Source organism: Dolichospermum sp. FACHB-1091 (assembly GCF_014697585.1).
Lineage (GTDB): Bacteria > Cyanobacteriota > Cyanobacteriia > Cyanobacteriales > Nostocaceae > Dolichospermum.
Window position 1 is genome coordinate 1 of the sequence record NZ_JACJSB010000051.1, and the last position, 13,065, is coordinate 13,065.

Here is a 13,065-nt window from a genome sequence, read left to right on the forward strand (position 1 = left end):
GTAGTTAGAAAACATTTATTGCCAAAAATATCGAATACAGAAAAATAAAAAAGACCTGAACTCATTGTATATCAAGCAATGAGAGTTTTTTTGCTGTCAAAATAACTAGGGAATACCTAATGATAAAATAAAATAATTGCTCAATAGATTATGAACGGAAAAAAGAGCGAATAATAGTAAAAGTTTCGCTCTTTCTTCTGCTAGAATTTAGAAAATGAAAACCCCCTGCTGGCAAAAGGGGGTAAACAAAAATCCAGTCTCCTGGCAAAAGGGGTAAACAAAAATCCAGTCCCCTCCCCTTTACAAGGGGAGGGTTAGGGTGGGGTAATACTCCCCATAACTCACCAAATAATCTACTCAAACAAATGACTACCACACCCAACCAATACGAATATTCCTATCAAAATAGTCAAGCTGGACATCATCACAATTATTTGCTAAAACCACTTATGGAAATGATGTCAGAAATGCTACCCCCCCCCAATAACAACCAAAAACCTCGGATTTTAGATATTGGTTGTGGTAATGGTAGCTTGAGCAATTTCCTAGCACAGCAGGGTTATGAAGTTGTTGGTGTTGAAGAATCTGAATCAGGTGTAAAATTAGCTAATCAAAGTTTTCCCAGTTGTCGCTTTATTCAAGGTAGCATTTATGATTTACCATACTCCGAACTAGGAAACAACTTTGATATTGTGATTGCTGTTGAGGTAATTGAGCATTTATTTTATCCTAAAGAACTAGTCAGAAGCGCTAAAAAATGCCTCAAACCCAATGGTGGGTTAATCCTAACTACACCCTATCATGGTTTTTTAAAAAACCTAGTGATGGCTGCTACAGGGAGAATGGACAACCATTTTACCGCTCTTTGGGATGGTGGTCATATCAAATTCTTTTCCGTACCAACTATGACGGATTTACTTAAATCAGAGAACTATACAAATATAAAGTTTAAGTTTGCAGGTAGATTTCCCTATTTTTGGAAAACTATGTTGTGTTCTAGTACCATTGTCTAATAACGAGAATTTATTTCAATATCATCATGTTAGAACAAATTACACCTCTCATCCTTACCTATAACGAAGAAAATAACATTAATCGTACCCTAGAAAAACTTAAATGGGCAAGTAAAATCATTGTTATTGACAGTTATAGCACCGATACAACATTAGAAATTTTGTCTCAATATCCTCAATTAGAAGTATTTTCCAGGAAGTTTGATTCTTTCGCTAGTCAATGCAATTATGGACTGTCAAAAATCATATCAGAATGGGTACTATCGCTAGATGCAGATTATATATTAACCGATGATTTAATTCGGGAAATTACATCTTTACCAATAGAGTCAGATATAAATAGTTATAGTGTCAGGTTCAAATACTGTGTTTTTGGTAAACCCTTACGCGGTACTTTGCTTCCACCCCGCAAAGTCCTTTATAAAAGAGAAAAAGCAATTTATCAAGATGATGGACACGCTCATAGAGTTGTGGTACAAGGTAAATCTAGTCAATTATCAGCATACATCCACCACGACGATCGCAAACCATTGAGTCGTTGGTTATGGGCGCAAGATCGTTATATGGTAATTGAAAGTAAAAAACTTTTAGAAACACCAGATTATGAACTTAGTATAGGCGATCGCCTCCGCAAAGGGAAAATTCTCGCTCCCTTCGTTATTTTTATCTATTGTCTCTTTCTCAAAGGTGCTATTCTCGACGGTTGGCGTGGCTGGTATTACACATTTCAGCGAGTTTTAGCAGAAATATTGCTGAGTATCTATATAATAGAGACAGAGAGAATAGACAAGTCTTCTCCCTCTTAATCCCCTTACTAAGAAACAGAAATCCTTACCATATCAATATCATGTGTTGGCGAAGATATTGTAAGATCAGACCATATTTAAGAAATTAATGTATAATCAAATCGTCAAATAATCAAATAAAGCTGTTAGCGATAGCCTAGACCATAATATATAAATTATACAAAGCTATTGTTCAGAACCATTCCTTTTGTCCTCCATTGTATGCGTCTAGACAATTATACCCTTGGTAATTACACACCCGGATCACCATACAGTCAACAACTTCTCTGGTACTTGATTGGCTCGCCTTTAGTAGAAAGTTATTGGATACCCGTATCATCCGTAAAAGTTAGGATATTGAAGCTTTTTGGTGCTAATATAGGTAAAGGTGTACGCATTAAAACAGGAGTAAGAATTAAATTTCCCTGGCGTTTGACTATTGGTAATTATGTTTGGATTGGGGAAGATACCTGGATTGATAACATTGCTCCTGTAATTATAGAGGATCATGTTTGTCTATCCCAAGGCGTTTATTTATGTACTGGTAACCATGACTGGAATCACTGCGATTTTAAACTCATTCCTGCTCCTATTCACATTCAAGAAAGTAGTTGGATAGCAGCCAAATCAATTATCGGTCCTGGTGTCACCATTGGTAAAGGAGCAGTTTTAACACTAGGTTCTGTTACGGGAAAGTCCTTAGAAGCCAACATCATCTACTCAGGTAACCCAGCTCAACCAATAAAAAAAAGGATAAAATCCCAAGATGTTATTTCTTCCCCTACTAAAAATGAATAATCACAAAAATCATTCGGTAGGATTCAGTACATAAGTTTCGATGTAACCTCAGTGCAATTGAAGATTACAAGTTTTGCTTCTTGCATAAATTTTACCTCATGTAAGTTCACACTGCTACTATAAATATATGTTATTACATTCATACGATATATTTGTATATTTGTAGGTGAGTGCAATTTTATTCCCAAGGTGAATGTGATATATATATGTTAACAGCTATTCTCTAACAAATATTCTCTGATCTCTAACAAATATTCTCTGACTATTTTTTACCTAAAAAACAATGCTTGAAGAGAAAATTACAAAGAAAACAAATTCCCCTGGTCCCATAACTTCTGATTCTCCCGTGAATTACACATTTTCCCAGTCTTCAGAAGAGGGGGGTGATTTTAAATTAAAACCCTTGATTGGTCTTTTAAAGCGCCGATTCACTATTATTATAGGTGTATTCGCTGTTGCTATGGCTGGTGTCGTTTATTCAACTTTTAATCAAGTACCAGTATATGAAGGCAACTTCCGAATATTAGTCGAACCTGTTAATAGCGACAGTAATATAGGGAAAATCAACCTAGAAATGACTAATGTTCGTCAGAGTCAATTAGATTACGAGAGCCAAATTGAAGTTCTCAAAAGTGAAGCACTGCTGAAAGACTTCCTTAAAGAATTACAAAAATCTCATCCTGAAATTACTTATCCTGCTCTTGTGGGAAGTTTATCTATTAATCGCCTTGGGGAAACAAAAATAATCCAAGTTAGCTATCGAAGTGACAATCTTAAAAGAATTAAAATTATACTAGACCCACTTGCTGATTTCTATTTAAAATATAGCCTCAACAAGCGGCAGACTAAGCTGCGTCAGGGAGTCCAATTTGTGGATGCAGAACTACCTTCGATTCAAAAAAGGTTGGTGGATTTACAAAAGCAAATGCAAACATTTCGACAAAAATATAATTTTATTGATCCAGCGCAGCAATCGGGAATAGTGTCTAATCAAATCCAATCTTTATCGCAACAAAGACTAAGTCTAAATCAACAGTTAACTGCTGCAAGAGCCAATTATGCCAGTTTACAGAAACGCGAAGAACAGTTAGCAATCCTTAATAATGCTCCTCTTTATCAACAGTTAATTTCTGCTCAACGCCAATTGGACAGCCAGATATCGGGAGAATTGGCTCGATTTCAAGCCAGTAACCCAGTTATCCGCACGTTACAGGAAAAAAGAGCTAACCTTTTACCTGTTATTGAAGCCGAAGGCACACGCACTATTAATATCAGAATGTCTGAAGCCAGGAGTCTAATTCAGAAACTAGAAGTAGACAGTCAATATTTATCAGAATTAGAAAAACAACTGCAAATAAAAATAGATCAATTGCCAGTTTTGTCTAGACAATATGTCGACATTCAGCGGAATTTAGAAATAGTCAATCAAAGTTTAAATCGGTTTTTAGCATCTCGTGAACAACTGCAAATAGAAATAGCCCAAACAGAACTACCTTGGGAATTAATTCGACCATATATTCTACCAGCGCTAGTTTCATCAGATATTTACCACAATTTACTTGTGGGATTTGGGGGTAGTTTGGCGTTGGGGATAGCTGCTGCTGTGCTTAGAGAAAAGATGGATAATACGTATCACGCTGCTGAGGAGATTCGAGATAAGACGGGACTAGCTTTATTAGGAACCCTTCCCTTTGATAAAAACTTAGTTCGGAATCAATCTTTAAATCCGACAAACACAGTCAGGAATGGAGAAATGATTTCAGACGATCTTTCCAGAAGTGCGGGTCAACTATCTAATTCCTCTCCTATTAGGTCTTCCCAATCTAGCAATTATTATGGTGAGGGATCTTTTTGGGAATCCTTACAAGTTTTATATAATAATATTCAACTGCTTAATTCTGACCAACCAATTAGGTCTTTAGTTATTTCCTCCTCTCTCCCAGGAGATGGTAAGAGTACAGTGGCATTTAATCTGGCAAAAACGGCTGCGGCCTTGGGGAAAAAAGTATTATTGGTAGATTGTGATCTCCGCAAGCCTCAGGTTCACAAGCTATCACAATTAAATAATCTGTGGGGATTAAGTAGTTTAATTTCTTCAGATATGGACATAAAGCCAGTAATTCAAGAAATGCCTCAATTTCATGGTTTATCTGTGATTACTGCAGGTCCTCTACCACCTGATCCTGCCAGATTGTTGTCATCAGATAAAATGAGTCAACTGATAGAATATTTCTCCCATAATTTTGATTTAGTGATTTATGATTCACCTCCTTTTGGGGGACTGGTAGATGCCAGACTAGTATCAATTAAGACCGATGGGGTGATTATAGTTGCAAGAATTGATAAAACTGATAAATCAGCCTTGCAGCAGGTTGTTGATAACCTAAAAATATCCCCCATTAATGTACTAGGATTGGTAGCCAACGGTGATAAGTTCCAAGGATCTGGATATAACTACACAAGTACCTATAGTTCATACTATTTCAGGAAGCAAGAAGTTAGTTTGTAGTTTGTGGTTTTTAGTTTGTAATTCACCTAGCTATTTGTGACTCAGGTACACGCATAAAGGGGTAATTCATGTAGGCTTCCTCCTGCAGGGTCTTACCTCTACTTTCACCTTGTTCATGTTCACTGTGTTTTGTGTAATTATTGGATATTAACCCACATTCCGCACCAGGATGTGTCACAATCGGCTTTTTCGGATTTTTATCCGTGCTTAATGTTGTATTTTGTACCGGAAACAAGAATACCAGGCGACAGCGAAGTGCTGCTGCAAGCAGTTCGCCAATCTCAAAGCTCCAAAAGACCAATTTTCGTCGTGTGACCGTTTAGGGTGCGGAAGGTAGGTTAATAAGTGTATAATTTAATTTACAGCACTTCCCGATGTTATGAGGTACAAGAACCCCACCCCCAACCCCCTCCAATATCAAAAGTTTATCCTTTTCTTCCCCCCGCAGCGGTGGGATTGAGGGGGGTGCGGTGAGGGGGCTTAGGATGTACCTCATAAGAGCTGAAACCCCTGTAAGTTCCAAGTCAGTTTTTTGTGTGTAATTCACTTGACTTTTCCGACTAGATATGGTATTTTTATAATGGGACTGTGTACTTTAAATAAAATTTTGCCTATAGTCGATTATTTATATTAAAAATATAGCACAAGGGAAACCCAGGCAAACCCAAAAATAAAAAATTTTCTTCAAAAAAACTTATCGAGAATCATTCAAATGATAGCTTGAACTTATGTATAAAATTACCTGTTACCCATTATCCATGCCCTGATTGAAAATGGCTATGATCTAAATACCATTTTTAACACCGCTAATTTTCAAGACATCGCCCATTGTAGGACAGTAATTGGGTAAATTGAAACTGCTAGGATTAATGGCATTAGCATAGTTAAAATGACGATAATTCATACAAAATCTATCCCAAGCTGCCATTTGAATGCGAAATAAGACAATAATTAAATTAGCTAAACCCAAAGACAAAGGAATGCGGAAATAAATCTTTTTATTTAAATAAGCGCAAACTTCTTCTATGGCTTGGTTAGCAGTTAGGGAAGATTGTCCTAAAACAAATCGGCGTGGATCTCCTGCTTGTGGTGGATAATCAATTAAATATTGGACAATTGTGGCAATATCTCGGCCATGAATGAAGTGAAAACTACCATCTGCTTGTAGGAAACGAATGATATCAATATAGTTAGTAACTTCGGGAATACCAGAGGTGAGATGAGAATAGGGTTTTTTGTCATCACCACCTAAAACCAAGGTAGGAAAAACCGTAGTAATTTTAGGAAAAATAGCTAACTTTTCAATTTGATGTAAACAATCATATTTAGAACGGATATAATCTGTACCGATTTCTCCGGCTTCTTTGAGTGGTTGATTATCATAGTTTAAGACACTCGCAGTGGAAAAATAAATTACCTGCTCACATTTTTTTGGATTTAACAGATTCATTAATTCTAGAGTTTTGAAGACATTAATATCAAAAATGCCCTCACCACCCCAAGAAGTGGCTGTTAATACCGCAATATCAATGGTTTTGAGTAAATCGGAGAATTTGCCAATTTCTCGCATATCACCCTGAATAATGGTGATATCAGGACGGACTGTGGTATCAATTTGTAATTTATTTGGATTTCTAACTAGTAGATACAATTCGTGGTTGGTGTTTTGAATTAAAGCTTCGCTGATGTAGTGACCGATACAGCCACTTGCACCTGTAACTAAAATGCGTTTTTTGGTCATGAATTTTGCAGGTTTGAATTTTGAATAATGTGATATTTAGCCAAGTTCTAAACTTGTTATCCCAAAGATGCGGTTCATGGGTAAATCTGGAGTTTCTTTATTGTACAAGGGAACTCTTAACAGGTTTTGGGCAACTTTACTTTTCGTTACTTATGTCGGTTTTTTACGTTCATTTACTTGGATTATTTGATTTTCAATAGGACGAGAATACCTCGTCCTTACTGAGTTTGTGAAACAAGAATATCCAACTAAACCAAGGCGTTGAGACTTTTCGCAGTTTCAAAGAAGAAAGCGACGTTTTCTTCTGGTGTTTCTGGAAGTACACCATGACCAAGATTGAGGATGTGTCCCCAGTTACCGGCTTTGCGAACGGTGTCTAAAACGCGACTGCGGATAAATTCCTTAGAACCAAATAATACACCTGGATCAAGATTACCCTGTACTTTCACGTGCTTACCTAATCTGGTTCGTGCATCTGCCATATCTACTGTCCAATCTACAGTAATAATATCAGCACCGGAGGTAGCCATTCTTTCTAAAAGTCCCGCACTACCTGTCACTAACAAAATTAATGGTGTGTCAGGATGAGTTGCTTTGACTTTCTCGAATACCATTTTTTGATAAGGTAAGGCAAAGGTATCATAATCTTGAGGGCTTAATTGTCCCGCCCAAGAGTCGAACATTTGCACCACTTGAGCGCCACAATCAATTTGATAGCGCACATAATCAGCAATAGATTCAGCTAATTTAGTTAATAGCTGATGTAGAACGGTTGGATCTGAAAAGGCCATGTTTTTGATGATGGAATAGGTTTTAGAACCCTTACCTTCCACTGCATAAGCCGCTAAAGTCCAAGGTGCGCCGACAAAGCCTAACACCGTTGATTGATTGCCTACTTCCTGCCGTAATGCTTGCAAAATCGTTTTAACGAACGGCAGTGCTGCTTCTGGATCTAAAGGACGCAGTTGTTCAATTTGTTCTTGAGTGCGTATGGGCGAATAAATAATCGGTCCCTTCCCTTCCGCAATATCCATGTCAATTCCCATTCCTGGTAGGGGAGTGACAATATCGGAAAATAAAATTACCCCGTCGGGTTGGAAAGCTCTCCAGGGTTGGAGGGAAACTTCGATCGCTACTTCGGGAATTTCCGAGCGATCGCGGAATGAAGGATATTTTTCCCGCAAATCCCGATAAGCTTGCATATAGCGTCCCGCTTGTCGCATCATCCATACAGGGGGACGATCTACCTGTTCACCACGAGCAGCCCGAAGGAGGAGAGGAGCCGTTGAGGAAACACCCATTTAACACTTCATCCTAAGTCACTTTTATATGTCACCATCTAGTTTACCATCCTCAGTTTACCCTTGACGAGCCTATCTATTCAGGTCTTAAGGTTGCTTGACTTAACTTAACAAAACTTAATTGATATTTTTTAGATTTTTGTGATATCCTATAAATTAAGACAGCTAAATAATCACAGTCTCAAGCAAAGTTTTAACGCGTAAGCTTCGGTGATTGTCTTAGCACCAGTATTAATTTTTGATGAGTCCTGCATTATGTCTTTCTTTGGGTATTGATTCCCCGATGAATATTCATACCAAGATATAATGCGAGATTTATCAGGAAAGAATTCTGTTACTAAGACTGAAACTGATTAACATAGCGAAGCTCAATGAGAGAAAGCCAATTTTTTGGTTTTCTTTTCCACATTGTTTTGTTACTATAGCGGTTTTCCCATGAGCCAGATACACAAACTCCTCCTGGAAACAGAGAGGGGATCATGATCTAACTCATCTAACTACATACCGCTATAACAGATATGTGATTGAACCTGTTGATTTTAATTCAAGAAATCAAGGTATTAATCAAATGAAAGTTTCTTCTTTACAAATATCTAAAAAAGCCAAACAGCAAGAATTGAAAGTTTCCATCTATGTTGATTTTCAGAATACTCAATTAAATAGAGATACAGCTACACTATTGCTGGAATTTGCCAAATCTAAGGGCGTTTTAATTACCAAAAATGTCTACTACAATTCACATTGTAAATATCAATTTGCTGCAATGGATGATCTAGATAGTATTGGTTATAAATGTCTTGATGTTCCCTGTGATCTCAAAAACAGTGCTGACAACCAATTAATGGCTAATTATCTAGAGGATATTGACAGTAATATACCTCCAGATATATTTATTCTAGTATCGGGAGATGGAGATTTTGTAAAATTAGTTAGTAATGGTCAAAAGTTGGGTAAACATTTCATAATATTTAGTCAAATAGGTAAAGTAAAACAAAAGCTGAAGGAACGTGCTGATGAATTTTACTTTATAGATGAATTATTTCAGTTAGTTGGGAAAAAAACTCAAGATCACACTACGGTGATTAACCATCAAATTAGTTACAATGAAGCTGTAGAATATTTAATTGTAACTGTCAAACAGGCACTAAGCCAAGGTAAACCTATAAATTACAGCTACATTGATGGATTAATGCGTCAGCTTTACCCAAAGTATCAAGGTATTTCTTCTATCTCTACACCTAATGGTAAGAAATTTAAGAACTTTGGTAAGTTTGTTGATGCTGTTGTAAATTCAGGTAAAATCCAAAGGCAAAATCAGGAATTATTTCTAATTGAGTTAAATGAATTAGTTGCCTGATATAGCTTTTAAAACCTAGTTAAATAAACTGGTTTTTACCAAAACTACCGCACCTTGCGGTTTTTTTGATTTTGAACATAGTAAATCTAGAAAACAAATGCACAAACTACTCACATTCAATAACGAAAAACTGCTCCGTCAAGCGCTCACACACCGTTCTTATGTCAACGAAAATCCCGGAGAAGGAGAACATAACGAGCGCTTAGAATTTCTTGGTGATGCTATTCTTAACTTCATCAGTGGACAATATCTTTATAGTCGTCATCCCCAAAAAGGAGAAGATGAATTAACTCGTCTGCGTTCTGCATTGGTAGAAGAAAAACAACTAGCAAAATTTGCTCTTGAAGTAGGTTTAGACTTCAGAATGAGATTAGGAAAAGGGACAATTAGAGATGGAGGTTTTCAAAATCCTAACTTACTAAGTAGCACCTTTGAAGCAGTAATTGGTGCTTATTATTTAGATAATAATTGTAACGTTGAACCTGTTCGTGTTATTGTTGAACCATTATTTAATTCTGTATCAGGAGACATTGTAGAAACTCGTTCAAATGTAGATTCAAAAAACCGCTTTCAGGAATGGGTACAAAGAAACGGTAACACAAATCCCCCCAAATATAACACAAAACAAATAGGTGGACAGTCTCATACACCAGTGTTTAAGTCTGATGTATTTGAAGTAGTAAACGGGATAGAAATATTGCGGGGAACAGGTCAAGGACGTAATAAAAAAGATGCAGAAAAAGCTGCTGCTGAAGATGCCTTAGCTAAATTGAAAAATCTAGATTTATTAAAAACTGGGGAGTGAACTTACTTACCCGGGGTGATTAATCAATCGCTGAGTCGAGAAATTTTCTTATCAACCAACAGGGAACGGAGAGGGAGGGATTCGAACCCTCGTATACATTACTGCATAACAGACTTTCCAGGTCTGCGCCTTCAACCACTCGGCCACCTCTCCAGGTGTCTCGCTTTACAATCTTACAACAGAATTTTCAAAAAAGCAAGCATTTTAAAAAAATATTTTTTTTGATGACTCCCTGACCTGAAAATGCAGGGTTTTCAGCCTATTTTCCTATAATGGACTTTGACACCCCCAAATCGGAAAAGCTAAAAATCAAAATGGTTCAAACCCACACCATTAAAGTTTATAATCGCCAAACTGGTATATCCCATACCCTGGAAGTTCCCGAAGACCGTTATATTTTGCACACTGCTGAACATAACGGGGCTGAACTCCCCTTTTCTTGTCGTAATGGGGCTTGTACAACCTGTGCGGTGAGAGTTGTATCAGGAGAAATTTATCAACCAGAAGCCATTGGCCTTTCCCCTGCTTTACGCCGTCAAGGGTACGCCTTATTATGTGTAAGTTACGCCCGTTCTGATTTAGAAGTAGAAACACAAGACGAAGATGAAGTTTATGAACTTCAATTTGGGCGCTTCTTTGGTAAAGGTAGAGTTAAAGCGGGTTTACCCTTAGATGAGGACTAATACTTTTTCTGTGTTTAGGTTAATAAATTTTATAGCGAGGACGATTTCTATAGTATTCCGTCTTCGCGTTCTTGTGGTAAAAATAATTATCTTGTTCAGTTTGTTATTTTTGGTGAGTTGTCAAAGCCAAAATAAATCCGCAACAATTCCCTCGGACGTGAAATTAGCGCGGGTTATGAGTGGACAAAGTTTGGAAGTGTTGGGAATGGAAGCACAACCCAATTTAACCTCCCAAATCCGATTAATTGGTTTAGATGCTCCAGATATGGGTCAAACTCCTTGGGGGGAGGATGCAAAAAAAACACTAGAAACTTTGATTGGTGGTGTAAATCAATCTCTAAAACTGGAATTTGACCTAGAAAACAAGGATAAATTTAACCGTACCTTAGCTTATGTATGGAAAGATCAACTATTGTTAAACGAAGAAATCATTAAACAAGGATATGCTTTATTTGTAGCGCGATCGCCTAATAATAAATATAATCAACGTTTGGAACACGCCCAACAATGGGCCAGAATCATGGGGAAAGGTATCTGGAACCCTGATCAACCTATGCGAATCACTCCTGGAGAGTATCGTCGTCTTTATCGTTAAATCCACTGACAACTAACAACAAACAAATATGCAAATTTTTCTAGATATTGCTACAGAAGCGGCCCTGGCCGCAGGTGTAGTTTTACAAAATTATTTAGGTAAATTAGAAGACACAATTACCGAAAAAGGCCGTCCGGGTGACTTAGTTACTGCTGCTGATAAAGCCTCAGAACAGGTAATTTTAGAAGTCTTGCGTCGTCATTTTCCCCAACACTCAATTTTAGCAGAAGAGTCGGGAAAACTGGGAAATCAAGACCATGATTTTCTCTGGGCTATTGACCCCCTCGATGGTACAACTAATTACGCCCATCAATATCCTTGTTTTGCTGTTTCCATTGGCTTATTGATTCAGGGTGTACCCAAAGTAGGGGTAACTTATGACCCTTTTCGTGATGAATTATTTCGGGCTGGGGCGGGTTTAGGTGCAACCCGTAACCGTCGTCCTATTCATGTTTCCCAAACAGCGGAATTAAATAAAAGCCTATTGTCCAGTGGATTTGCTTATGATCGTCGAGAAACCGCTGATAATAATTATGCTGAATTTTGTCATCTGACCCATCTTACCCAAGGTGTGCGTCGTGGTGGTGCAGCAGCCTTAGATTTAGCCTATGTAGCCTGTGGACGACTTGATGGTTATTGGGAGAGAGGAATAGCTCCTTGGGACGTTGTGGCTGGGATAATACTGGTTCAGGAAGCGGGAGGAAAGGTCACTGCTTATGATGGGACTCCGATCAAAATTGAATCAGGGAGAATTTTAGCTACTAATGGTCATCTTCATGATAGTCTCAGTCAAGAACTAATAAAAGTTCCCCGTTTAGCTAGTTGGACGTAATTTGTGATCAGGAATAAATCATTCAATTTTGTTTAAAACCGACTTTTGTATATTAGACAATTTATTGGTATCCCGTATTTTACCCCCCTTAGTCCCCCCTTTATAAAAGGGAGAAACAAGAAAATCCAGTTCTCTTTATAAAGGGGAGAAACAAGAAAATCCAGTTCTCTTTATAAAGGGGAGAAACAAGAAAATCCAGTTCCCTCCCCTTAGCAAGGGGAGGGTTAGGGTGGGGTAAAAAATATTTAATACATCAATTATGACTTTTCAAATACCCTCTAATTCTATAGGGTAGAAACTCTAAATTCAGCAACGCCGTTAATGTGATCTCAATGTAAAAATGGAATTAGCAGATAATGACTAAAGCAGAACTAATACAAATAATTAAACAAGCAGCAAAAGATGGAGTAACAGAACTTGATCTCCATGATAATCAAATCAGCAGTTTACCACCGGAAATATTCCAACTTACTAATCTCCAAACTCTCAACATTGCTCGTAATCAAATCAGCAGTTTACCACCGGAAATAGGACAACTTACTAATCTCCAAACTCTCTACATTTATAATAATCAAATCAGCAGTTTACCACCGGAAATAGGACAACTTACTAATCTCCAAACTCTCTACATTTATAATAATCAAAT

Annotated in this window: 12 protein-coding genes and 1 tRNA gene; 10 read left to right on the forward strand and 3 right to left on the reverse strand. The window is 37.4% G+C overall.

Annotated features, from left to right (window positions below; translation table 11 throughout):
• Positions 1-365 precede the first annotated feature (365 nt).
• The 4 genes from H6G25_RS20490 (at position 366) to H6G25_RS20505 (ending at position 5,105) form a co-directional block, all read left to right on the forward strand.
• Positions 366-1,013 carry a class I SAM-dependent methyltransferase gene (locus tag H6G25_RS20490; RefSeq protein ID WP_190394074.1) on the forward strand — a complete coding sequence of 216 codons (648 nt, stop codon included), beginning with the start codon at positions 366-368 and terminating at the stop codon, positions 1,011-1,013.
• 26 nt (positions 1,014-1,039) lie between these two features.
• Positions 1,040-1,819, forward strand: a complete 780-nt coding sequence (locus H6G25_RS20495) for a glycosyltransferase family 2 protein (RefSeq protein ID WP_190394075.1) — start codon at positions 1,040-1,042, stop codon at positions 1,817-1,819.
• Between the two features lie 201 nt (positions 1,820-2,020).
• On the forward strand, positions 2,021-2,596 hold the full coding sequence (locus tag H6G25_RS20500) for a WcaF family extracellular polysaccharide biosynthesis acetyltransferase (protein WP_190394076.1): 576 nt from the start codon (positions 2,021-2,023) through the stop codon (positions 2,594-2,596).
• Between the two features lie 283 nt (positions 2,597-2,879).
• Positions 2,880-5,105, forward strand: a complete 2,226-nt coding sequence (locus H6G25_RS20505) for a polysaccharide biosynthesis tyrosine autokinase (protein WP_190394077.1) — start codon at positions 2,880-2,882, stop codon at positions 5,103-5,105.
• Between the two features lie 784 nt (positions 5,106-5,889).
• Here H6G25_RS20505 and H6G25_RS20510 read toward each other — a convergent pair.
• Together H6G25_RS20510 and hemE are read right to left on the reverse strand one after the other, a co-directional pair.
• Complete coding sequence (locus tag H6G25_RS20510) at positions 5,890-6,846, reverse strand: NAD(P)-dependent oxidoreductase (protein ID WP_190394078.1); 957 nt, start codon at positions 6,844-6,846, stop codon at positions 5,890-5,892.
• A gap of 248 nt (positions 6,847-7,094) precedes the next feature.
• Positions 7,095-8,147: a uroporphyrinogen decarboxylase gene (gene hemE / locus H6G25_RS20515; protein WP_190394079.1), complete on the reverse strand. Its 1,053-nt coding sequence runs from the start codon at positions 8,145-8,147 to the stop codon at positions 7,095-7,097.
• Between the two features lie 568 nt (positions 8,148-8,715).
• Between hemE and H6G25_RS20520 the strand changes: the two genes are divergently transcribed.
• The gene (locus H6G25_RS20520; protein WP_190394080.1) at positions 8,716-9,504 is read left to right on the forward strand and encodes an NYN domain-containing protein; all 789 of its coding nucleotides are present in this window, start codon (positions 8,716-8,718) and stop codon (positions 9,502-9,504) included.
• A gap of 97 nt (positions 9,505-9,601) precedes the next feature.
• Positions 9,602-10,309 carry a ribonuclease III gene (gene rnc / locus H6G25_RS20525; RefSeq protein WP_190394081.1) on the forward strand — a complete coding sequence of 236 codons (708 nt, stop codon included), beginning with the start codon at positions 9,602-9,604 and terminating at the stop codon, positions 10,307-10,309.
• Between the two features lie 66 nt (positions 10,310-10,375).
• Here rnc and H6G25_RS20530 read toward each other — a convergent pair.
• Positions 10,376-10,462: transfer RNA gene (locus H6G25_RS20530), tRNA-Ser, on the reverse strand.
• Positions 10,463-10,623: 161 nt separating this feature from the next.
• Between H6G25_RS20530 and H6G25_RS20535 the strand changes: the two genes are divergently transcribed.
• The 4 genes from H6G25_RS20535 to H6G25_RS20550 form a co-directional block, all read left to right on the forward strand.
• Positions 10,624-10,992, forward strand: a complete 369-nt coding sequence (locus H6G25_RS20535; protein WP_028082833.1) for a 2Fe-2S iron-sulfur cluster-binding protein — start codon at positions 10,624-10,626, stop codon at positions 10,990-10,992.
• Positions 10,982-11,587 (forward strand): thermonuclease family protein, encoded by a 606-nt coding sequence (locus H6G25_RS20540; RefSeq protein ID WP_190394082.1) that lies wholly within the window; start codon positions 10,982-10,984, stop codon positions 11,585-11,587. The genes H6G25_RS20535 and H6G25_RS20540 overlap by 11 nt, the downstream gene beginning before the upstream one ends.
• A gap of 28 nt (positions 11,588-11,615) precedes the next feature.
• On the forward strand, positions 11,616-12,419 hold the full coding sequence (locus tag H6G25_RS20545) for an inositol monophosphatase family protein (RefSeq protein WP_190394083.1): 804 nt from the start codon (positions 11,616-11,618) through the stop codon (positions 12,417-12,419).
• A 356-nt stretch (positions 12,420-12,775) separates the two neighbouring features.
• The coding region (locus tag H6G25_RS20550) for a leucine-rich repeat domain-containing protein (protein ID WP_190394084.1) at positions 12,776-13,065 on the forward strand (290 nt) is incomplete at its 3' end.